Origin of the sequence: Rhodococcus sp. AD45-ID (assembly GCF_003023755.1) — a bacterium.
Lineage (GTDB): Bacteria > Actinomycetota > Actinomycetes > Mycobacteriales > Mycobacteriaceae > Rhodococcus_F > Rhodococcus_F globerula.
This window is the reverse complement of record NZ_PYHL01000001.1, coordinates 2,140,231-2,161,247: the sequence shown is the minus strand read 5'-3', so window position 1 is coordinate 2,161,247 and position 21,017 is coordinate 2,140,231. Positions and strand designations below refer to the sequence as shown.

Below are 21,017 nucleotides of genomic sequence, written 5' to 3'. Positions count from 1 at the left end.
TTTTTCGGCTCGACCCCAACTTCGAAAGGTTCAACCAACATGTCTGACAAGAAGCCAGTCGTCGTCTACGGCGTTTCCGGGTACACAGGACGCCTCGTGTGTGAATACCTGCGTGAGTTCAACATTCCGTTCATCGCCGCCGGCCGAGATGCCGCACGCATCCAGGAAGTGCTCGACAAGATCCCCGGCCTCGACACTGTTGATCACGAAGTGGTCGAGGTGGAGCATACGGTAGAAGCATTGACCGAGTTGTTCACCGGCGCACAGGTAGTCAGCAACATGGTTGGCCCGTTCATCAAGTTGGGTGGCACCGTGGTCGAGGCAGCGCTCAATGCCGGCTGCCACTACATGGACACCACCGGTGAGCAGGACTGGGTTCTCGACGTCCAAGAGAAGTTCGGCGACAAGTACCAGGAGAAAGGCTTGTTGCTCTCACCCGGTATTGCGCAGATGTACACGACAGGTGAGATCGCTGCCAACATCGCGCTGGAGAATCCGGGCCTGGACACGCTCGATATTCTGGTGTTGTGGAAGGGCTTTCCCACGTACGCGTCCACCCAGACCATCTTCACGATCCTCAAAGCCAACTGGTACTACCTCGAGCAGAACAAGTACGTGCAGTGGGCGCCCGGTTCGACCTTCGACGTTGTTGTTCCGGGTCAGCACGAAACCGCTCTCGCTTTGCCGTGGGGCGGAACCTGCCATCCTGTGTGGTTCAAGAACGACCCGCGCGTGTCCAACGTCAAGGCTGCGGGTGGCGTGTTCGATCGGTCGGTGATGGAAGGTGTTGTTGCCACCCAGAAGATGGTGGAAGAGCAGATCAAGACGTTGCCCGCCGATCAGCAGGAGGCAGCGCTGGCGGAAATCGCCGGTTCGGTGCAGGCAGGCATGCCGCCACGGGAAAACCCGCGCATCAACACGTCGATGGACTCGGTGTACGCATCCGGTCCGCTCGGACGTGCTCACGTCGTCATCCACGGCAACTGCAACTACAAGCAGACGGGCCTGCTGCAGGCGTACGCGGCTCACTCGCTGCTGCAGCAGCCGCCCAAGCGTGCCGGGTTGGCGTCGGCGTGCCAGGCCTTCGGTCACCGTGAATTGCTCGGTGCGCTAAGGAGTTTCGGTTTGGTGCTGGAGCCGGAAATCACCGTCAACACCTAGACCACCATTCGATTCTGCCTGAGAGGCTCCCGCTATGCGTTTGACCGACTATCTCGACAAGGGAGCCTCTCTCGGTTCCACCGCGCCATGTTTGACGATGGGGGAGCGCACGCTCACCTACGGTGACGTTCAACAGTTCAGTCGCCGGTTTGCCTCATCCCTTGCAGCCTCCGGGATTGCCCCGGGAGACAAAGTGGCCATCCTGTCCGGCAATGATCCGATCTCGTTTTCGTGCGTTTTCGGTATCAGCCGGGCGGGTGCGGTGTGGTGTCCGATCAATCCGCGCAATGAGGCTGCGGAAAACCGTGACCTGTTGGATCTGTTCGATACTCGGGCGCTGTTCTTTCAGAAGTCGTATGCGCCTCTTGTCGATTCGATCCGGCAGGCGCTGCCGAAATTGGCGACGCTGGTCTGCATCGACGGTGAGACCGACTGGGCGCCGTCCCTCGAAAAGTGGCTCGGGGAGCAAGATTCGGAGGCGTCGCCGCCCGACGACGTGACCATGCTCGTCGGAACCGGCGGCACCACCGGGCGCCCCAAGGGTGTGATGCTGACCGGCCACAATATCGAGACGATGACAGCGATCACGTTGATGAGCTACCCGTTCGAGGGTCGTCCCGTGTATCTCGCGTTGGCGCCGTTGACACACGCGGCCGGGGTTCTCTGCTTTCCGATTATGGCGTTGGGCGGGGAGGTTGTCATCATGCCGAAACCCGATCTCGGTGCGTTCTTGGAGAACGTACAGAGGCATCGGGTCACGCACACGTTCCTGCCGCCGACGCTGATCTATATGCTGCTCGAGCATCCTGATCTGGCGGATACGGATCTTGGCTCGCTGCAATGCTTCTGGTACGGCGCAGCGCCTATCTCGCCGACCAGGCTGGGGGAGGCGATCACCAAGATCGGGCCGGTCATGGCGCAACTGTTCGGCCAGAGCGAAGCGCCGATGATGATTTCCACGATGGCACCGAAGGACCATTTCGGCCCGGACGGTGCCATTGCAACCGAGCGGCTGTCCTCCGCCGGACGCCCGTCGCCTTTGGTCACCGTCGCAATCATGAACGACAAGGGGCAACTGCTCGGGCGTGGGGAACGCGGTGAGGTCGTGATTCGCAGTTCGCTGGTGATGGCGGGGTACTTCAAGAACCCCGAAGCCAGTGCGGAGGCATCGGCACACGGATGGCATCACACTGGTGATATCGGATATCTGGACGAGGACAACTTCCTGTTCATCGTCGACCGGGCGAAGGACATGATCATCACCGGGGGATTCAACGTCTATTCGGTGGAGGTCGAGCAGGCCCTCATGGCCTATCCGGGAATTCAGGACTGTGGGGTGATCGGCCTCCCTGACGACAAGTGGGGCGAGCGCGTTGTGGCTGTAGTGCAGCCGCATCAGGGAGCTGTCATCGACGGAGCCGAAGTCATGGCCTTTGTGAAGGCTCGCATCGGAAGCGTGAAGACACCGAAAGAGGTTGTCGTCTGGGAAGATCTGCCGCGGTCGAAAGTGGGGAAGGTGCTCAAGAACGAGATCAAGGGGGTGTTGCAGGGATAAGTCCGGGATGAGTCATTGACAGGTTAAGGGCGTCTCCTTAAAGTTGAAGTGATCTGGTTCACTGTCGCTGTACTCGAGGGAGTCTGAAGATGGCCGTCCTGTTTCCCACCATGATCTTTCCGATTCCGACGGACCCATTGGCTGCGTATGGCCCGCTAGTGGCAAAACGGAATCCGGAAACGGTTGCACCAGAGCCGTATATCCATTTTGCGGTCAAGCCGCACACACCCACCATCGGTGCGGAAATCTCGGGGCTGCGGCTGGGTGGCGACCTGTCCGACGAGGTCATGGCCGAACTACGCCGCGCCTTGCTCGAGTGGAAGGTGCTGTTCTTTCGGGACCAGGACATCGACCGCGCGGAGCATCGTGCCTTCGCGGAACGATGGGGTTCACTGGAGCAGCATCCGTTCTTCAAATACACCCAGCCTGGTCAGACCGACATCGACGTCACGACGCTGGCCAAGGACGCAATGGTTGGGGGCGTCGAGAACAACTGGCACAACGATGTGACGTGGCACGAGCATCCGTCCTTTGCGGCAGTTCTTCGGGCCGTCGAAGTGCCGGAAGTTGGAGGCGACACGTTGTGGGCTGACACTGCTGCGGCGTACGACCTCTTGCCGCAGGACATCAAGGAACGCATCGAACACCTTGAAGCCGAGCATGATTGGATCAACGCGTTCGGAAAGTCGATGCCGGCCGAAGCGGTAGACATGCTGCGCCCCAAATTTCCGCCGGTTCGCCATCCGGTTGTGCGCGTTATTCCCGAGAGCGGCCGACGGGTCCTGTTCGTGAACATGACTTTCACGCAGCGGATCGTCGGCGTTTCGCAAGAAGAGTCGAACGAACTTCTCACCCTGCTGTACCGGCACGTCAACCGTCCGGAGTTCCAGGTCCGGTTGAAGTGGGAGCCGAATACCGTTGCCTTCTGGGATAATCGGACGTGTCAGCATTATGCGTCGAGTGATTATTTTCCCGCGCGGCGCGTGATGGATCGGATCTCCATCGTCGGCGACCGGCCGGTTGGGATCGTGTAGCCGCCCGCCGAATTTCGGGTGTAGCAGGGGCAAGGTCACTCGTCACGTACTTGTGAGTTCATTCAAGAAAGTTGGACTGAGCCGTTCGTCAGGCGTTCACTGGGATCAATTGGGTATTTCCCGCCCTACGGGAGATCCGGAGCTCGGTGATACCCCGAAAGGAACGAAGATGAACAGGCTCGAAGGTAAGAATGTTGTGATCACGGGGGCGGCCAGCGGGATCGGGCGCGCTGCGGCAGGGTTGATGGCTGCAGAAGGTGCGAAGGTTCTGGTTGCCGATCTTGATGCGTCTCACGCGGAGGAGGCTGCTGCTTCGATTCGTGAATCAGGCGGTATTGCAGTAGGTTTCGGCGTCAATGTGATGGACGAAGATGCCGTCGCTGCGATGATCGACCGAGCAGTAGCCGAATTCGGTGGCATCGACGTGCTGTGTAATCACGTCGGTGGAAGCAATCCACGCAAGGATCTTGATCTGCTTCGGATGGACTTGGACGAGTGGGATCGTGTCATGGCGCTCAACGCTCGCAGCACCGTTGTCGCGTCGCGGCTGGCGATTCCGCACATGATCAAGGCCGGCGGTGGGTCGATCGTGAACACCGCGTCGGTTGGCGGATTGATCGGTGACTCTTTGCAGTCGGCCTACGGCGCGGCCAAGGCTGCGGTGATCCGGCTGACTCAGTACATCGCTGTTCAGTACGGGCCGGAGAACATTCGGTGCAACGCCGTGGCACCGGGTGCGATTATGACACCCGCACTCGTGGACAACATCCCGGCTGACGTCATCGAAGGAATGAAGCAGGCAAACGCGCTTCCCTACCTCGGCGAACCTGAAGACATCGCGCACGCCATGGTCTACCTGGCCTCGGACGAATCTCGCTACATGAGCGGGCAGACCTTGGTGGTCGACGGGGGACTCACCAGCAAGAGCCCGCTCGCGACCGGCCGTTCGTCGATGTTGAGCTGAGTCAGCTCCGCCAACCGCTGGGGCCGGTGCCCAGAACCTCGATAGATCCCTGGCTGGCGTGGGAATGTTTGGTGCGGTGCGTCATTCGCCACGTTCCGTCGATCCGCGCCCACGAATCGTGGTAGTCGCCGAGGGTGAAGAAGTTCAGGTGAGCTTTGCTCCCGGTGCCAACATGCATGTCGCTGACATAGGAGCGGCTGGTGGCGAGATCGCCGACCACCTCGACCAGCACGTTGCCGATCAGATGTTGGGTGGGACCGCACTCGTCGAGGAACGAGCGGATGGAAGCCACGACCTCGGCGGGTCCGCGCAGCGTTCCGGTACCCAGTTCTGCAGTAGCGTCCGGCGTCATGATCCGGTGGAGTTCGTCCCAATCGCGAGCGTCCATGGCTCGGGCGAACTCGAAGATGGAGCGGGTGATCTCGCGTTCGGCAAGAAGAGTGGTGATGTCGACGCTCATGCTGTGCGCCTTTCTTAACGTAGAGGGGTTAATAAAGGCGCACAGCAGATCTCAGCGGTTGAGCAGCTTGCGCATCGCTTCGGCAGCGCCCTTGACCATCTTGTCACGGGGGAAGCCGCTGCGCTTCTGAGCGCCCTCGTAGTTTCCTGCGGCAACCCAGATCGGGCCGTCGGCAAGGTGCTCGAGGCCTTCGCGTGCAACATCTTCGGGCTCGGCGACGTTCATGCCGGGGATGTCGAAGTTGAGACCGGCGCGAATCATAGCCGGTGTGCGCGTCACCCCGAGAATGAACTCGACGACGTGAACGCCGTACGGCTGGAGTTCGAGCCACAGGCTCTCGGCAAAGATGCGTCCGAATGCCTTGGACGCTGCGTAGATGCTCTGGTGCTCGGAACCCATGAATCCGGCCAGCGAACCGAGCAGCATGATGCCGCCGCGTCCGCGATCCTTCATCAATCCGCCGAAGTGGTGCGAGAGTTCGAGCTGCTTATTGATGTTCAGCTCGATGACTCCGGCAAATCCCGTCAGATCACCGGTGACGAACTCGTGGCCGTAACTGTTGGCGCCGGCGTTGAAGATGAGCAGGCCAACCTCGACGTCGTCGGTGACAGCCTTGATCTGATCGAGCGCGTCGGGAACCAGCAGATCCAGTGCAAGAGTGCGTACTTCGACGCCGTTGGCACGTGCCTTGGCCGCGGTCTCCTCGAGCGGGCCCGGCTTGCGGGCGATGAGCACGAGGTTGATACCGAGCTTGCTGAGCTCGTCGGCGAACCCCGCGCCGACACCTTCGGAACCGCCGGCGATGACTGCCCACGGGCCGTAGTACTGAGGATCGATCATTACTACCTTCTTCGAAAGATGTTGGCTTGACTAATGAAACGGAGCGGGAACGGGTTCGCTGTCGTCGACGATCGGCTTGGGCACCGGCTCGTCGTTGAGGATCTCGAGCTCGCCTGCCGTTGCAGCGTTCACGATGGACGCGATCAAGGCGCCGCACTCCTTGCGAGGAGCGCCTGGGCGTCCCTCACGTTGCCCGAATTCACGTTCGTCGGCGATCTCGAGGCACTTGGCGCGGGCCTGGTCACTCCACTGAACGGTGGTGTGTTCCCAACTGTTCTTCTGGACCAGGACCTGCGCCTTGCACTCAGCGCACTGAAGAGGCTGCATCTTCGTCTGCCTTCTTCGCAGCGAGGTTGTCTTCGACTTCCTTCTGCCAGGCGGCGACGGGGCGCGCGGTGTCGAGTTCGAATTCGAAGCGTTCGGTCATCTCGGGAGCGATGTCCGCGACGTCGACGTAGAACTGCTCGTACCAGCGACGGAGCTGGTAGACCGGGCCGTCCTCTTCGCACAGGAGTGGGTTCTCGATGCGAGTCTTGTTCTTCCAGATCTCGACGTCCTGCTCGAAGCCCTTGGCGATGAACGTGCCGAAGTTCGCTGCCATCGCGTCGGCGGCTTCACCCTGGAAACGATCCGACTTCTTGACGATGATGCCGTACTGGAGCACGAACTTGTCTGCGCTGACCGGGTAGTGGCAGTTGATGAGTACGGAGTCGACGTTGTAGTCCTCGTACTCGTAGGTCAGGTCGTCGACCATGAAGGAGGGGCCGAAGTACGTGGCGACGGAGTTGCTGCCGACCATCTTCGGGGTGCCTGCTGCGTGCGGACGCATGTCCGAGCGAGCGACGCCGCGCATGTACTGCGTTGCGGCGTGGCCTTCGAAGACGTTCTTGAAGTACGTCGGGAAGGAGTAGTGCACGTAGAAGAAGTGCGCCATGTCGACGATGTTGTCGACGATTTCGCGGCAGTTGGTGTCGACGGTCGTGGTGTACCAGACCCAGTCGCTCCACTCGTCGCTGAGCGCGCCTTCGATGCGGGGGATGGCTACGTCGTCCGTCGGCGGGTTGCCCTCGGGGTCGTGCCAGACGAAGAGCATGCCGTCCTGGTCGAGGGTCTGCCACGCGCGGGTCTTGGCGAGCGGGGGAACGCGGCGTGCGTACGGAATCTTCTGGCACTTGCCGTTGCCGCCCCAGCGCCAATCGTGGAACGGACAGGCTATGGCGTCGCCCTTGATGGTGCCCTGGCTCAGGTCGCCACCCATGTGACGGCAGTACGCGTCGAGGATCTTGACGTTGCCTTCACTGTCGGCGAAGACGACGAGCTTGGTGCCGAACGCCTCGATGGAGTGCGGTTCGCCGTCCTTGAAGGACTCCGTGAGTCCAATGCAGTGCCATCCACGTGCAAAGCGAGTAGGTGCGGTTCCAGCTTGGATCTCGCGAACCTCGTCGTTGTCGGACTGATTGATCGTCACGATGAGTCCCGTCCTTTCCAGGGTCAATGTCAGACTGACGCTAGGTGAGCCGTGATGGGCGCTCTGGCCGTCGTCTCACTAGGCGGGACCAGTGTGTGACCGAGTCGAAGACGGCATCAGTCCCGGCCTCCGGGACTTCCGGTCAGCGGAATCACGGAAGAAGATATCGTGACGGGGCATCCGCTATGTCTATTTGCCGATCCAGTTTCCGTTGATCGGTGCAAGGAGTGTCTTCCCATGGTCAACAAGGTTCTGAGCGCCGTTCGCGATCTGCTTCCCAAGATTGCCGAGCGAGCTCAGAAGGTGGACGACTCCAGGAAGATACCGGATCGAACCATTCGTGAGCTTGGCGATGCGGGTGTCTTCGCGATGCTGCAGCCCAAGCGCTACGGCGGCGCCGAGAGTGATCCCGTCCAGTTCTACGAAGTGGTTCGTGCGATTTCTGCAGCCTGCGGGTCGACCGGGTGGGTCGCCTCCGTCGTCGGCGTACATCCGTGGCATCTGGCCCTCTTCGACGACCGTGCCCAGGCAGATGTCTGGGGCGATGACCAGTCGACGCTCATCTCGTCCGCCTATGCGCCGGTCGGTCGTCTGACGGCGGTGGAAGGCGGATACGAGCTGTCCGGCAACTGGGGATTTTCCTCCGGGTGTGAGCACGCAACCTGGGCTTTGCTTGGAGCGATGGTCGTGGGCATGGACGGGCGTCCGGTCGACTTCATGACTGTGTTGGTACCGCGCACGGATTACGAGATCCGTGACGTCTGGGACGTGGTGGGCATGCGCGGGACGGCGAGCAACGAAATAGTTGTGAAGAAGGCCTTTGTCCCCGAGCACCGGTTGAAGCGCAATTACGAGACGGCCCACTTGCAGGGACCCGGCCAGGCGGTCAATCCCGGTCCGCTGTACAAATTGCCCTTCGGAACTATCTTCACGTCGACGGTGGCAGCACCTTGCGTGGGAATTGTCGCCGGTTGCTACGAGGGTTACCTCGAAGTCATGCGCGAGCGTGTTCGGCTCAGCCTGGGCGGTGGACGGTTCAGCGAGGACCAATTCGCTCAGGTGGCCGTGGCGCGGGCGTCGTCGGAGATCGATGCGGCGATTCTGCAGATGGATCGCAACGTCCGCGAGATGTACGAACTCGCCGCGGCCGGTAAGGAGCTGCCTCTCTCGATGCGGCTGCGTGCTCGGCGTGACCAGGTTCGCGCTACGGAGCGTTCGGTGGAAGCGATCGACATGCTGTTCAAGACGGCCGGCGGAAACTCGCTGTCGCGCGGCAACCCGATCGAGCGGGCGTGGCGCGACGTTCACGCGGGCAGCGTGCATGTGGCAAACGAACCGGAGCGGGCGCTGGCGCTGTACGGACGGGCAGCATTCGGTTTGCCGGTCGAAGACAATCTGATCTGACTGTCCCGGGTTCACAATGTGAGGTTGCGGGGTAACCTCCGCCCTGTGAGGTACACCTCCGAACTGATCATCGGGTCGATTGTCGATCTGGCTGGTGTTTCGCGGGCGAAAATGGTGCCCGCGAACAGGGTTGACGTTTTTGTCACCAGCGGGATGGGGGCGTCGCCGAGCTGGAGTGTGTTCTGCGCCGACGACGCCCTCGCCTTCACCGAGGAGCTTTCCGCGGTGGGTGATCTTCGGTTGAGGATCGCGGAATCAGACCTGCGTGCCGTGGGGGACGATGTGTCCTGGGCGCCTGCGACCCTGCACGAGTTGGACGGATCGATATCGGCTGTGTGCAGTCGAACGGCACTACGCCGCACAGTCCAGACGCTTGCGCACGACAATCTCGAAGCTCGGGTGGGTCACGAAATCGAGTTCACACTCTTCGGCGGGGTTGTGGCCGAACAATGGTCCGCCTACGGACTCGGAGCTGCACTTGCGCAGGAGAGCTTTGTCAGGGATCTGTTGGTGAATGCCGAACGCGCCCAACTGAATATCGAACAGTTTCACGCGGAGTACGGCCTCGGACAGTTCGAGATCTCGCTGGCGCCGGCGTCACCGCTCGAAGCGGCGGACAGCGTGATCACAGCCCGAATTCTGATCTGCCGCACCGCCCGATCGCACGGAATGGCTGCATCGTTCTCGCCGATGCCCATCGTGGGTGGCTCGGGAAACGGTGCACATCAGCATATTTCGTTGACTCGATCCGGCAAGCCGATCTTCTCCGCTGGAAAACAGGATTACGGGATGACCGAAGACGGTGCCGGTGCGGTGGGTGGCCTACTTGCTAACCTCGCAGACCTGGGCGCGGTGTTGGCGTCGTCGCCGCTTTCGGGACTGAGGTTGCAGCCCGACACCTGGTCAGGTGCCTTCATCTGTTGGGGTCATGAAAACCGCGAGGCCGCAGTCCGATTCTGCGCCGAATCCATCGGAAATCCTCACGGCGCCAACGTCGAAGTGAAAGTGGTGGATGCCTCCGCGAATCCGTATCTTGCTACTGCCGTCATTCTCGGCGCCATGCATGCGGGTATTGCCGGTGCGCTGACGCTGCCGCCGGAAGTGAGCGTCAATCCGTCAGGTCTGGCTGATGCACAGCGGGCGGTACTTTCGATTACGCGCATGCCGACCGAGATGGGCGAGATGCTGCAACGACTGCGTTTGTCGGAAGTTGCGAAGAGTGTCCTCGGAGACGCGATCATCGATGCAATGGTCGCCGTGAAAGCACTCGAAAGGTCACGGTGCTCGGAGTTGGACGAGTCGGTGCTCGTCGAGCGATTGCGATACGCCTGGAGTGCTTGACGGGGACCGATGGGCGTTCTAAATTTAAGTTGTTCCTTAATTAAGGAGTTGCTTAAATGAGCAATGAGCTCGACGCGGTATTCGGGGCGTTGGCAGATCCCACTCGGCGTGCGATGCTGACGCGCTTGACCAGCGGTTCCATGACCGTGGGGGAATTGGCCGAGCCGTTCGAGATGAGTCGGCCGGCGATATCGCAGCATCTGAAGGTGCTCGAAAAGGCCGGATTGATCGAACGGACGGCCTCTGCGCAATGGCGCACCTGCACGCTGCGAGCCGAAGGTCTCAACGATGCAGCCGTCTGGGTCGAGGAACACCGTCGCGGTTGGAACGAGCGTTTCGATCTTCTCGACGAGCGACTCCGTGAACTGAAGAATCCCGAATTGAAGAAGGAGAAGGGCAATGAGTGAGCACAATGTCGATCAGACCGCAGAATTCACCATCATCCGAATCTTCGACGCACCACGTGAACTTCTCTGGCGCGCGTGGACCGACCCGGACGAGGCGGCGCGCTGGTGGCACCCGCGTGGTGTGAGGAGCCCCCGCGAGCACGTCGCCATCGACCCGCGCGTTGGTGGGACATACAGCTATTTGATGATCAACGACGAGGACGGCGCCGAATACCCGACAGGCGGAACGTATCTCGAAGTCGAAGAGCCGAAGCGGCTGGTCTTCACCTGGGGTAACCCGGAGGAGTCGGTCGAGAGTGCACCCCGCATCACTGTCACGTTGGTGGAGCAAGGGGACAAGACGGAAATGACGTTCCACCTGGTTGGTATCCCCGGATTCAAGGGCGATGGGAATGTGTACGACGGTTGGAACGAGGCCTTCGACATCTTCGAGGAGTTGATGACTGAATAGTCGCAATCGGGCCCTGTGTCCGGGTGCCGGTGATTGAATGGCGGAAAGCTCGCACTTCACCGATACCGCACTTCACCGATTTAAGGGGAGTCCAAGGCCATGGCGCGTGAGACGACCGTCGTACTCGACGGCTACACCTATTTCGAATGCCCACGTTGGCACGACGACCGCATCTGGGTATCGGATTTCTATAGCCACCAGGTGGTTTCGGCTCGCGAAGACGGAACGGATGTTCGCGTCGAGGCCGAAGTTCCCGGGCAGCCGTCGGGTCTCGGCTGGTTGCCGGACGGCAGGTTGCTTGTGGTGTCGATGCGCGATCAGAAGGTCCTTCGTCGCGAACCGGACGGGCAACTGGTCGTTCATGCGGACCTGTCGACGTATGTGAGCGGCAACGTCAACGACATGCTCGTCGACGCTCACGGCCGTGCGTACGTCGGCAGCTTCGGGTTCGATCTGATGAATCTGGCGGCGGTGGAGACTGCGGATCTGCTGCGGGTCGATCCGGATGGCAGCGTGCATGTTGTGGCGCGGGATCTGCACTTTCCCAACGGCATGGCACTGACTTCCAGTGGGGAACTGCTGGTGGACGAGACCTTGGGCAATCGCATCAGTGTTTTCTCCGTCGCGGACGACGGTTCCCTGGGGGAGCGTCGTGATTGGGCGACGTTCGGCGGCGTGCCTGATGGTTCGACGATGGAGTCCACCATTTCCCAGATGGTGATCGCGCCCGACGGGTGCTGCATCGATGCGGACGATTCGATGTGGGTAGCCGACGCAATCGGTAGTCGGATACTTCATGTGGCGGCGGGATCTGGAGTGATCGACGAGATTCCCTTCGAAACCGGGGTGTTTGCCTGCGGATTGGGTGGAGCCGACGGACGAACACTGTTTGTCTGTGCGGCACCGGATTTCAACGAGCACGCACGTAAGGTGGCAACGGAAGGAAAGTTGTTGTCGATACGTCTGGAGTAGTTGGATTCACATGGAATTAGTGACGTCGCTGCCTGCCGATACCCCGCTCCGGCACGTTGCGGAACGGGTGCGCCGCATCGAGGAACTCGGTTTCGACACCGTGCACATTTCGGAGACCGTTCGAGATCCTTTTGCCGTTGCGGCTCTGGCCATTGAGCACAGTTCCAGGCTCACCGTGCGGACGTCCATGGTGGTGGCGTTTGCGCGTAGTCCGATGCTGACGGCATTGGCGGCCTGGGATCTGGCGGACTTCTCCGGCGGCCGATTCCAGTTGGGTTTGGCAACTCAGGTGCGCGGAAACATCGTCGGACGGTATTCGATGCCGTGGACGGACCCTGTTGCGCAACTGCGCGATTACGTCGGCGCTGTTCGGGCGATATTCGAGGCTTTCCGATCCGGTAGTGCTCTCGACTACGAGGGCACACACTACACATTCAATCGGTTGCAGCCGTATTTCAATCCGGGGCCGATCGACGTCCCCGCACCCGAGATCTGGACGGGCGGGGTGAACGCGCGGATGTGCGCCCTGGCAGGCGAGGTTGCCGACGGTTTTGTTGCACATCCGACAAGTTCACATCCGAAAGTGCTCGGGGAGAAGATAATTCCGGCGCTCGAGGCCGGTGGTCGGAAACCTCGGATTGTCGCAGTTCCGAAGGTGATCACCGGGCGTGATGGCGCCGCAGTAGCTGCGGCCCGTGAGCCGGTACGCAAAGAGCTTGCGTTCCTGTACTCCACACCGGCCTACCGAATTGCGTTGGATGTACTGGGATTCCCTGAGGTCGGTGAGAAGTTGACGTCGATGGCGCGCTCTGGTGACTGGGCCGATCTGGCCGGCGTACTTACCGACGACGTTCTTGACGGGTTGATCACACAATGCACGTATTCAGAGTTGCCGGAAGTGCTGACTACGAAGTACGGAAGCATCTGTGACGGCGTTGCCTTGGCGATCCCGACGGATCCGGCCGACGATGAAGGTTTCCGAAGGATGTGCGCGGAGCTTCGAGCCGCGGAGTAATGCTGCTGCGGAGTGATCTCATCTCTTGCGGGTGATGCGCCGACGGTGTCGGCAGGCCAGATTGACTCCTGAGGGTTCTGAGACGAAGTCGGAGGAGACGTCATGTCCGGGCAGGAAAAACCAGCAACAGCATTCACCGCTGAGGTCAACCGCGCGGCGGTGGCTGATTACCCGATGTCGGATCGGGAAGATTTCGGCGACATCGATCGTGGATTCATCGCAGGCTGGAAAGACGACCAGGTCTTCAACGACAAGGGCGAACTGATCCACGATGGCCGGCCTCTCGAATACATCGCTGATGACAAGCAGGCGCCCGAGTCGGTGAATCCCAGTCTGTGGCGGCAATCGCAGTTGGTGAAGCGGTGCGGTCTGTACAAGGTTGTCGACGGTCTGTATCAAGTCCGATTCGCGGTCAACCTGACCATCGTCGACGCCCCTGACGGACTGGTCATCATCGACACCACCACCAGCGCTGATCTCGCCAAGGCAGGTCTTGAACTCTTCCGCCGTGAACTCGGCAACAACAAGCCGATCGTTGCAATCATCTATACCCACACCCATTTCGACCACTACGCGGGCGTCAAAGGACTTGTGGACGAGGCCGATGTGGTGGCGGGCAAGATCCCCATCATCGCCCCGGGCACCATCGAGTCGTTCAACAAGCACGCCATTGGTGAGAACGTCATCACCGGAAACGCGATGTCGCGTCGGATGGGATACACCTTCGGTTTGATTCTGCCGCAATGTGATTGCGGGCTGGTGACCGTTGGCCTGGGCTCTGGCGCTGACGGAATGAACATCCACATGACCTACATTCCGCCGACCGACGGCATCACCAAGACCGGTGAGGTACGCAATCTCGGCGGGTGGGATTTCGAGTTCCTCTACGCTCCCGACACCGAAGCACCGGAGGAGATGCACATCTGGATCCCGGCCATCAAAGCACTCACCTGTGCCGAGAACGCCAATCACTCGATGCACAACATCCAGACGATCCGAGGCGCACGTACCCGAGATGCGCGCAACTTCGCCAGGTACTTGGATGAAACACTGGTGCGGTGGGGCGACGAGGTCGAAGTTCACCACGGTCCGCACACGTGGCCGGTATGGGGGAACGCCACGGTGGTGGAATTCCTTGAATCGCAACGGGACATGTACAAGTTCATTCACGATCAGGCGCTACGATTCGCGAACCAGGGCTACACGCCGCTCGAAGCTGCGGAGGTCGTCCGGCTACCGGAGGCAATCGGTCAGAAGTGGTACAACCGCTACTACCACGGCGGATTGCATCACAACGTTCGCGCTGTCTTCCACAAGGAGCTCGGCTTCTGGGACGGTGACCCTGCGACGATTTTGCCGTTGTTGCCGGTAGATCATGCCAAGCGCCACGTCGACCTGATCGGACGTGAAAAGTTGCTTGCCGAAGGGCGCAACGCTTTCGAGTCCGGTGACTACCGGTGGGCAGTGCAACTGCTGCACCACCTCGTTTTTGCCGACCCTGACGACGTCGAGGCGAAGAACCTGCAGGCCGACGCCTACGAGCAGCTCGGATACCAGCAGGAAGTGCCGCAGTATCGTTCGATCTTTCTCGCCACAGCGATGGAACTGCGGAACGGGGTGACCGGTGCAGGCCAGATCAACACCGACACAACCGACACAATTCTTGCGATGCCGATCGATCTGCTCTTCGACTATGCGGGTGTACATCTCATCGCCGAAAAGGCGGACGACGTCGACATTTCCATCAACTTCAGTTTTGCTGACACAAAACAGGATTGGAACATGTGGGTGCGACGGGCGGTGTTGAACGCTCGGGCAGGGCACGTCCCGGATGCGCAACTGACGCTCAGCGGTCCCAAGCCTCTACTTGCGGGAATCCTGCTGAAACCGGGTGACGCATCAGCGATTCTCGACGGTGGGAAAGTAAGTGCAACAGGTGATCTGTCGGTTTTGAAGACGCTGGCCGAGGTGATGGATACCTTCGATCCGAATTTCGATATCGCCACGCCGTGAAACAAAGCAAGTGGGGCAGGCGGTACGACATCGCCTGCCCCACTTGCCTGTGTTGTGCTACTTCGCCATATCCTGGGCTGCTCGGTAGGAGAAGACCATGGCCGTACCCAGCGGGACGCCGGGGCCGGGGTAGAAGCGGCCGCTGAGCGACGCGCTCGTGTTGCCTGCTGCGTAGAGGCCGTCGATCACGGTACCGTCGGCGCGCAGAACGTGGCCGTCGATGTCGGTGACCAAGCCGCCCTTGGTGCCGAGGTCACTGAGAACGATGCGTGCCGCGTAGAACGGGCCGGTCTCGATTGCGGTGAGTGCTGCGTTGGCGCCGCCGTTGGGCGGGCAGAAGAACGCATCGTAGGGATCTTCGCCGCGGTGGAACTGCTCGTCGACACCCAATTTTGCTGCGTCGTTGAACTTTTCGACGGTGCTACGCAGCGCGTCAGCCGGGATGCCGGTCTTTTCTGCGAGCTCTTCGAGAGTGTCTGCAGCAACCCAGGTTCCAGCCTCGAGGTGCTTGGCGGGAGGGGTGTTGGGGATGCTGATCGCGGGCAATCCGCCGCGTTCACGGGAATCGAAGATCATGAACGACGGTACGGCAGAACCGTTGTCGTTGTGCGCGTCCATCGCGCGGCCGAACTGGTCGTACGGCAGCGACTCGTTGAGGTAGCGCTCGCCGGCCTTGTCGACGATCAGCCCGCCGCGGACACCGACCATGAATGCGGCGCTGCCGTCGGGCTGCTCGACGCCGGGGCAGAACCAGGCCTGATCCAGCAGCGCTGTTGCGCCGCCGACAGCAACGCCGGCACTGATCGCGTCGCCGGTATTCGCGCCGAACGGGCCCATGCTCCAGATGGCCTTGCCCGGGGTGCCTGACTGCTCGCGCAACGTGTCGTTGCCTTCGATTCCGCCGGCCGCCATGAGCACGCCGCGGTTTGCCTTGATGCGCTGGGTTTCGCCACCGGATTCGACCTCGGCGCCGACAACGCGGCCGTCTTCGACGATCAAGGAGGTGAGAGTGGTTTCGGTGCGCAGATCGGCCTTGCCGGTGCTCTGAACGGCTGCAAGTAGACGGCCGATCAGTGCACGTCCGCCGATCATCTTGCCGGGCGCATGGCCCTGGCCGGTTCGGTCCTGATCGAGTTCGGGACGAACCAGTTCTGCGAGGTCGCCGATGTCGGCCGGGTCGAGATCCAGCGGGTTGATGGAGCGTCCCGTGTCCATCCGGCCTTCAGCCTTGTAGTAGTCGGGGAAAGCCCGGAACTCGAATTCGATGTTCGGGTTCTTCTCCAGTAGCGCGACGACAGCGGGGGCTGTGTCGACGTACGCGTCCTGGCGATCGGACTCGGAATCACCGAGCAGTGAGCGCAGGTAGGTGCGCGCGTTCTCGGTGGAATCGGGCAGGCCGGCACGTTCCTGGACCTGAGTTCCCGGCAGCCAGATGGAAGCTCCGGAGTACGACGACGTTCCGCCGAAGCGGTTGGTCTTTTCGATCACGATGGTGCTCAATCCGGCAGCTGCGGCGGTATAAGCACCGGTCAGCGCGCCGCCGCCGGAACCGACGACCAATACGTCGCACTCCGTGGTCCAGTCCTGCATCATTGCGTCCTAACTCGAAGAGGGTGGGGCCTATACGCAATACCCAGTGACCCGCGTTGGCTATGTCAGGTCTCACTCAGCGGGCAATATGCCGACATGCGGGGATTGGGTGCGAGAATTGACTCGGTCGTCCGCGGCCGCTACACACTCACAGGATGATTAGGGGCGACGGTGCCGAGAATTGCCGAGGTCAGAGACGCGGCCGAGCCCAGTTCGGACGAGCAGCGGGCACGCCATGTCCGGATGTTGCAAGCTGCAGAAGAGCTGGCGACGGAGAAGGAACTTGCTCGCGTCCAGATGCACGAGGTCGCGAAGCGTGCCGGAGTCGCTATCGGGACGCTGTACCGCTACTTCCCGTCGAAAACTCACTTGTTCGTTGCCGTGATGGTCGAGCAGATCGATCAGATCGGCGACACCTTCACCAAGCATCAGGTGCAGTCGGCAAATCCGCAGGATGCCGTCTACGAAGTGTTGGTGCGCGCCACCCGTGGATTACTGCGTCGGCCGGCCCTCTCGACAGCGATGCTGCAATCAACCAGCACCGCCAACGTCGCAACAGTTCCCGATGCCGGCAAGATCGATCGGGGTTTTCGTCAGATCGTGTTGGATGCGGCGGGAATCGACAATCCCACCGAAGACGACAACACCGCATTGCGACTGCTGATGCAGCTGTGGTTCGGCGTGATTCAGTCCTGCCTCAACGGCAGGATCTCGATTCCCGACGCGGAGTACGACATCCGCAAGGGCTGCGATTTGCTTCTGGTCAATCTTTCGCGGCACTGACAGCGATTCGCCTCCGGGCGTTGAGCTTGTCTTATTCTCAAAATTGAAATGAATTCTAATTCAAGAAGCGTACTGAACGTGGACCGCCGCGTTGCTCTACTTAAATAAATAGAATACATTGCAGAAAAGTGATAGGTGAGCCAGCTCACCAACCGATATCTCTACGAAGGAGCGCTCATCATGGGCCATGCAGTCATCGTCGAAGCCGCCCGCACACCGATCGGCCGTCGTCGCGGCGCGCTGGCGGGACTGCACCCCGCCGAGATTCTGGGAGCAGCGCAGCTCGGAGTTCTCGAACGGGCAGGCGTCGCCCCGGAAGACATCGGACAGATCATCGGCGGCTGTGTCACCCAGGCGGGCGAGCAGTCCAACAACGTCACGCGTCAGGCATGGCTGCACGCCGGACTGCCGTACAGCACCGCGGCAACCACCATCGACTGCGCCTGTGGATCTGCCCAGCAGGCAGTGCATTTGATTTCCGGCCTCATTTCCTCGGGTCAGATCTCAGCAGGTATCGGCTGTGGCGTCGAGGCTATGAGTCGTGTGTTCCTGGGCCAGGCAAATGCGCCCGGAACGGGAAACCCGTACCCGGACGACTGGACGATCGACATGGGCGACCAGTTCACCTCTGCGCAGCGAATTGCCGAGAAGCGTGGCATCACGCGCGCCGACGTCGACGCGTTCGGTCTCGAGTCGCAGCGCCGCGCAGCCCAGGCGTGGGCCGAAGGTCGCTTCGACCGTGAAATCGTGCCCGTCAAGGCTCCGGTCGTCACCAAGGAAGGTACGCCGACCGGCGAGATCGCTACGGTGACCCGTGACGGCGGCCTTCGCGAGACCACTGCGGAAGCGCTCGCCGGACTCAAGCCGGTCATCGAGGGTCATATCCACACCGCCGGCAACTCGTCGCAGATCAGCGACGGAGCCGCAGCAGTGCTGCTGATGAGTGAAGAGCGCGCGCAGGAACTGGGCCTCAAGCCCCGCGCGCGGATCATCGCATCCGGCATGGTCGGATCCGATCCCTTCTACCACCTGGACGGACCGATCGAGTCCACCCAGATGGTGCTCGACAAGGCCGGAATGACCCTGAACGACATCGATCTCGTCGAAATCAACGAGGCTTTTGCCTCCGTCGTCCTCTCCTGGGCGCAGGTCCACGGGGCAGACCTGTCCAAGGTCAACGTCAACGGCGGCGCAATCGCTCTGGGACACCCCGTCGGTTCCACCGGTGCTCGCCTGATCACGACGGCGCTGCACGAACTCGAGCGTTCCGACAAGTCCACGGCTCTGATCACGATGTGCGCCGGTGGAGCTCTCTCGACCGCCACCATCATCGAACGCATCTGATCCGTACTCACACTTTCGAATTGACGAGGTAGACATGACTATTGGATTGAGTGAAGAAGATCGCGACCTCCGCGATTCCGTACGGGGCTGGGCCGCGCGCCACGCAACGCCCGCCGTCATCCGCGAAGCTGTCGAGGCCAAGGTCGAGACCCGCCCGCAACTCTGGGACGGGCTTGCCGAGCAGGGCCTTCTGGGTCTGCACGTAGCCGAGGAATTCGGTGGCGCCGGATACGGATTGGTCGAACTTGCGATCGTCGTCGAGGAACTGGGGCGTTCGATGGTTCCCGGCCCGTTCCTGCCGACCGTGCTGGTCAGCGCAGTCCTCAGCGACGCCGGAGTCACCGCGCCGCTTGCCGGCCTGGTCGACGGCAGCACACTCGGAGCTGTTGCCGTGCAGCCCGGTTCGCTGAAGATCACCCGTGACGGTGACACCGCTACCCTCAGCGGAACGTCGAGCCACATCCTCGGCGGACATGTCGGCGACCAGTTCCTACTCGCCACGGACAGCGGTTTCGTTCTGCTCGGACGCGACCGGCTCGAGGTCACCGACTTGGCCAGCTACGACGTCGTGCGTCGTAATTCCGAGGTCACCGTCGACGGACTGGTGCTCACCGCCGCCGAGATCCTCGACATCGACAGCCAGCGTGTACTCGACATCGCCGCAACCCTGTTCGCGGCCGAGGCGTCGGGTCTGGCCGACTGGGCGGTGACCACTTCTGCCGACTACGCGAAGGTGCGTCAGCAGTTCGGGCGCCCGATCGGTCAGTTTCAGGGTGTCAAGCACAAGGCTGCCCGGATGCTTGCTCTTGCCGAGCAGGCCCGCGTCTGTGCTTGGGACGCAGCGCGTGCGCTGACGCCCGCAAACGGAGTCGGTGCCGAAGAGGCTTCTCTCGCAGCAGCAGTCGCCGGAGCCACGGCCCTCGAAGCCGGTTTCTCCGTCACCCGTGACTGCATCCAGGTGCTCGGCGGAATCGGCTACACGTGGGAGCACGACGCGCACCTGTACCTGCGCCGCGCGCAGTCCCTGCGGATTCTGTTGGGCTCCACCGCTTCTTGGCGCCGCCGCGTCGCCGCGCTGACCATTGCCGGCACCCGCCGCGTGCTCAGTATCGAATTGCCGCCGGAGGCCGAGGCGATCCGCGCCGATGTTCGCGCTGAACTCGCTCCGGCTCTCGAACTCGAAGGCGCCGCGCAGAAGACGTACCTCGCGGAAAAGGGCTACACCGCACCGCACTTCACGGCTCCGTGGGGCAAGTCCGCCGACGCCGTCAGCCAGCTCGTGATCGCCGAGGAACTGCGCGCGGCGAAGATCAAGCCGCACGACATGATTATCGGAAACTGGGTCATCCCGACGCTCATCGCGCACGGCAACGAAGAGCAGCTTGCCAAGTTCGTCCCACCGTCACTGCGCGGTGACATCGTCTGGTGCCAGCTCTTCTCCGAGCCGGGCGCAGGTTCCGACCTCGCAGCTCTGAGCACGAAGGCCACCAAGGTCGACGGTGGCTGGAAGTTGCAGGGCCAGAAGGTATGGACGTCGATGGCACGCGACGCGCACTGGGGCATCTGCCTCGCCCGCACCGACGCCGACGCCCCCAAGCACAAGGGCCTGTCCTACTTCCTCATCGACATCAAGAACAGCGGCCTCGACATTCGCCCGCTGCGCGAGATCACCGGTGAAGCACTGTTCAACGAAGTCTTCTTCGACGACGTCTTCGTTCCCGACGAGTGCCTCGTCGGCGGGCCGGGCGACGGCTGGAAGCTCGCTCGAACCACGCTGGCCAACGAGCGTGTCTCGCTGTCGAACGACTCCTCCCTGGGATCGGGCGGCGAGGCACTGCTGAGCCTGGTCGACGGACTGCCAGGCGGTATCGACGACGAGCAGTTGACGGTACTCGGAAAGGTGCTGTGTGACGCGCAGTCCGGCGGTTTGCTGGGTCTGCGGACCACGCTGCGCTCGCTGTCCGGTGCGCAGCCTGGTGCGGAGTCCTCCGTTGCGAAGCTCATCGGTGTCGAGCACATCCAGCAGGTGTGGGACGTGGCCATGGAGTGGGCCGGACCGAGTTCGCTACTGGGCGACCAGCATCGGATGTCTGCAACTCAGATGTTCCTGAACTCGCAGTGCATGTCCATCGCGGGTGGTACAACGAATGTTCAGCTCAACATCATCGGTGAGCGAATCCTGGGTCTACCTCGTGACCCCGAACCGGGAAAGTGA

At 61.5% G+C, this 21,017-nt stretch carries 19 protein-coding genes; 14 read left to right on the top strand and 5 right to left on the bottom strand.

Features of this window, described 5'->3' with window-relative positions:
• Nucleotides 1-39 precede the first annotated feature (39 nt).
• The 4 genes from C7T36_RS09740 (at nt 40) to C7T36_RS09725 (ending at nt 4,714) form a co-directional block, all read left to right on the top strand.
• Nucleotides 40-1,161, top strand: coding sequence for a DUF5938 domain-containing protein (locus C7T36_RS09740; RefSeq protein ID WP_045064978.1), 1,122 nt, complete (start codon nt 40-42; stop codon nt 1,159-1,161).
• Nucleotides 1,162-1,195: 34 nt separating this feature from the next.
• Nucleotides 1,196-2,716, top strand: coding sequence for an AMP-binding protein (locus C7T36_RS09735; RefSeq protein WP_045064976.1), 1,521 nt, complete (start codon nt 1,196-1,198; stop codon nt 2,714-2,716).
• 89 nt (nt 2,717-2,805) lie between these two features.
• A complete protein-coding gene (locus tag C7T36_RS09730; RefSeq protein ID WP_045064974.1) occupies nt 2,806-3,750 on the top strand; it encodes a TauD/TfdA family dioxygenase in 945 nt (314 codons plus the stop codon).
• A gap of 169 nt (nt 3,751-3,919) precedes the next feature.
• On the top strand, nt 3,920-4,714 hold the full coding sequence (locus C7T36_RS09725) for an SDR family NAD(P)-dependent oxidoreductase (RefSeq protein WP_045064972.1): 795 nt from the start codon (nt 3,920-3,922) through the stop codon (nt 4,712-4,714).
• 1 nt (nt 4,715) lies between these two features.
• On the opposite strand, the gene C7T36_RS09720 is transcribed toward C7T36_RS09725, so the two are convergent.
• Genes C7T36_RS09720 through C7T36_RS09705 form a run of 4 tightly spaced genes read right to left on the bottom strand, consistent with a single transcriptional unit; the run spans nt 4,716 to nt 7,482 of the window.
• Nucleotides 4,716-5,174 (bottom strand): nuclear transport factor 2 family protein, encoded by a 459-nt coding sequence (locus tag C7T36_RS09720; RefSeq protein WP_020909165.1) that lies wholly within the window; start codon nt 5,172-5,174, stop codon nt 4,716-4,718.
• Between the two features lie 51 nt (nt 5,175-5,225).
• The gene (locus C7T36_RS09715) at nt 5,226-6,014 is read right to left on the bottom strand and encodes an SDR family oxidoreductase (protein ID WP_045064968.1); all 789 of its coding nucleotides are present in this window, start codon (nt 6,012-6,014) and stop codon (nt 5,226-5,228) included.
• Between the two features lie 30 nt (nt 6,015-6,044).
• Nucleotides 6,045-6,341 (bottom strand): hypothetical protein, encoded by a 297-nt coding sequence (locus tag C7T36_RS09710; RefSeq protein WP_033233220.1) that lies wholly within the window; start codon nt 6,339-6,341, stop codon nt 6,045-6,047.
• Nucleotides 6,319-7,482 (bottom strand): Rieske 2Fe-2S domain-containing protein, encoded by a 1,164-nt coding sequence (locus C7T36_RS09705; RefSeq protein ID WP_033233219.1) that lies wholly within the window; start codon nt 7,480-7,482, stop codon nt 6,319-6,321. Before C7T36_RS09705 ends, C7T36_RS09710 begins: the two co-directional genes overlap by 23 nt.
• 237 nt (nt 7,483-7,719) lie before the next feature.
• Between C7T36_RS09705 and hsaA the strand changes: the two genes are divergently transcribed.
• The 7 genes from hsaA to C7T36_RS09670 all read left to right on the top strand — a co-directional run bounded on the left by hsaA (nt 7,720) and on the right by C7T36_RS09670 (nt 15,085).
• On the top strand, nt 7,720-8,886 hold the full coding sequence (hsaA, locus tag C7T36_RS09700) for a 3-hydroxy-9,10-secoandrosta-1,3,5(10)-triene-9,17-dione monooxygenase oxygenase subunit (protein WP_045064965.1): 1,167 nt from the start codon (nt 7,720-7,722) through the stop codon (nt 8,884-8,886).
• A gap of 45 nt (nt 8,887-8,931) precedes the next feature.
• Nucleotides 8,932-10,227 (top strand): glutamine synthetase family protein, encoded by a 1,296-nt coding sequence (locus C7T36_RS09695; protein WP_045064963.1) that lies wholly within the window; start codon nt 8,932-8,934, stop codon nt 10,225-10,227.
• 56 nt (nt 10,228-10,283) lie between these two features.
• Nucleotides 10,284-10,634, top strand: coding sequence for a helix-turn-helix transcriptional regulator (locus tag C7T36_RS09690; protein ID WP_045064961.1), 351 nt, complete (start codon nt 10,284-10,286; stop codon nt 10,632-10,634).
• A complete protein-coding gene (locus C7T36_RS09685; protein WP_045064958.1) occupies nt 10,627-11,085 on the top strand; it encodes an SRPBCC domain-containing protein in 459 nt (152 codons plus the stop codon). The genes C7T36_RS09690 and C7T36_RS09685 overlap by 8 nt, the downstream gene beginning before the upstream one ends.
• A gap of 99 nt (nt 11,086-11,184) precedes the next feature.
• The gene (locus C7T36_RS09680; RefSeq protein ID WP_045064955.1) at nt 11,185-12,057 is read left to right on the top strand and encodes an SMP-30/gluconolactonase/LRE family protein; all 873 of its coding nucleotides are present in this window, start codon (nt 11,185-11,187) and stop codon (nt 12,055-12,057) included.
• A gap of 10 nt (nt 12,058-12,067) precedes the next feature.
• Entirely contained in the window at nt 12,068-13,072 is a 1,005-nt protein-coding gene (locus C7T36_RS09675; RefSeq protein ID WP_045064953.1) for a TIGR03617 family F420-dependent LLM class oxidoreductase, read from the top strand.
• A gap of 102 nt (nt 13,073-13,174) precedes the next feature.
• Complete coding sequence (locus C7T36_RS09670; protein ID WP_045064950.1) at nt 13,175-15,085, top strand: alkyl/aryl-sulfatase; 1,911 nt, start codon at nt 13,175-13,177, stop codon at nt 15,083-15,085.
• A gap of 57 nt (nt 15,086-15,142) precedes the next feature.
• Here the strand turns inward: C7T36_RS09670 and C7T36_RS09665 are convergent, their stop codons facing one another.
• Nucleotides 15,143-16,675 (bottom strand): FAD-dependent oxidoreductase, encoded by a 1,533-nt coding sequence (locus tag C7T36_RS09665; protein WP_045066711.1) that lies wholly within the window; start codon nt 16,673-16,675, stop codon nt 15,143-15,145.
• A 171-nt stretch (nt 16,676-16,846) separates the two neighbouring features.
• Between C7T36_RS09665 and C7T36_RS09660 the strand changes: the two genes are divergently transcribed.
• The 3 genes from C7T36_RS09660 (at nt 16,847) to C7T36_RS09650 (ending at nt 21,017) form a co-directional block, all read left to right on the top strand.
• Entirely contained in the window at nt 16,847-17,458 is a 612-nt protein-coding gene (locus C7T36_RS09660; protein WP_033233213.1) for a TetR family transcriptional regulator, read from the top strand.
• A 180-nt stretch (nt 17,459-17,638) separates the two neighbouring features.
• Nucleotides 17,639-18,802 (top strand): steroid 3-ketoacyl-CoA thiolase, encoded by a 1,164-nt coding sequence (locus C7T36_RS09655; protein WP_033233804.1) that lies wholly within the window; start codon nt 17,639-17,641, stop codon nt 18,800-18,802.
• Between the two features lie 34 nt (nt 18,803-18,836).
• Nucleotides 18,837-21,017 carry an acyl-CoA dehydrogenase gene (locus C7T36_RS09650; RefSeq protein ID WP_033233212.1) on the top strand — a complete coding sequence of 727 codons (2,181 nt, stop codon included), beginning with the start codon at nt 18,837-18,839 and terminating at the stop codon, nt 21,015-21,017.

Excerpts from the sequence above, each read along its gene's own strand:
- C7T36_RS09725 (WP_045064972.1), top strand. The coding sequence starts at position 3,920 with ATGAACAGGCTCGAAGGTAAGAATGTTGTGATCACGGGGGCGGCCAGC.
- C7T36_RS09670 (WP_045064950.1), top strand. The coding sequence starts at position 13,175 with ATGTCCGGGCAGGAAAAACCAGCAACAGCATTCACCGCTGAGGTCAAC.
- C7T36_RS09685 (WP_045064958.1), top strand. The coding sequence starts at position 10,627 with ATGAGTGAGCACAATGTCGATCAGACCGCAGAATTCACCATCATCCGA.
- C7T36_RS09735 (WP_045064976.1), top strand. The coding sequence starts at position 1,196 with ATGCGTTTGACCGACTATCTCGACAAGGGAGCCTCTCTCGGTTCCACC.
- C7T36_RS09690 (WP_045064961.1), top strand. The coding sequence starts at position 10,284 with ATGAGCAATGAGCTCGACGCGGTATTCGGGGCGTTGGCAGATCCCACT.
- hsaA (WP_045064965.1), top strand. The coding sequence starts at position 7,720 with ATGGTCAACAAGGTTCTGAGCGCCGTTCGCGATCTGCTTCCCAAGATT.
- C7T36_RS09650 (WP_033233212.1), top strand. The coding sequence starts at position 18,837 with ATGACTATTGGATTGAGTGAAGAAGATCGCGACCTCCGCGATTCCGTA.
- C7T36_RS09665 (WP_045066711.1), bottom strand. The coding sequence starts at position 16,675 with ATGCAGGACTGGACCACGGAGTGCGACGTATTGGTCGTCGGTTCCGGC.
- C7T36_RS09720 (WP_020909165.1), bottom strand. The coding sequence starts at position 5,174 with ATGAGCGTCGACATCACCACTCTTCTTGCCGAACGCGAGATCACCCGC.
- C7T36_RS09740 (WP_045064978.1), top strand. The coding sequence starts at position 40 with ATGTCTGACAAGAAGCCAGTCGTCGTCTACGGCGTTTCCGGGTACACA.
- C7T36_RS09730 (WP_045064974.1), top strand. The coding sequence starts at position 2,806 with ATGGCCGTCCTGTTTCCCACCATGATCTTTCCGATTCCGACGGACCCA.
- C7T36_RS09680 (WP_045064955.1), top strand. The coding sequence starts at position 11,185 with ATGGCGCGTGAGACGACCGTCGTACTCGACGGCTACACCTATTTCGAA.
- C7T36_RS09675 (WP_045064953.1), top strand. The coding sequence starts at position 12,068 with ATGGAATTAGTGACGTCGCTGCCTGCCGATACCCCGCTCCGGCACGTT.
- C7T36_RS09655 (WP_033233804.1), top strand. The coding sequence starts at position 17,639 with ATGGGCCATGCAGTCATCGTCGAAGCCGCCCGCACACCGATCGGCCGT.
- C7T36_RS09710 (WP_033233220.1), bottom strand. The coding sequence starts at position 6,341 with ATGCAGCCTCTTCAGTGCGCTGAGTGCAAGGCGCAGGTCCTGGTCCAG.
- C7T36_RS09715 (WP_045064968.1), bottom strand. The coding sequence starts at position 6,014 with ATGATCGATCCTCAGTACTACGGCCCGTGGGCAGTCATCGCCGGCGGT.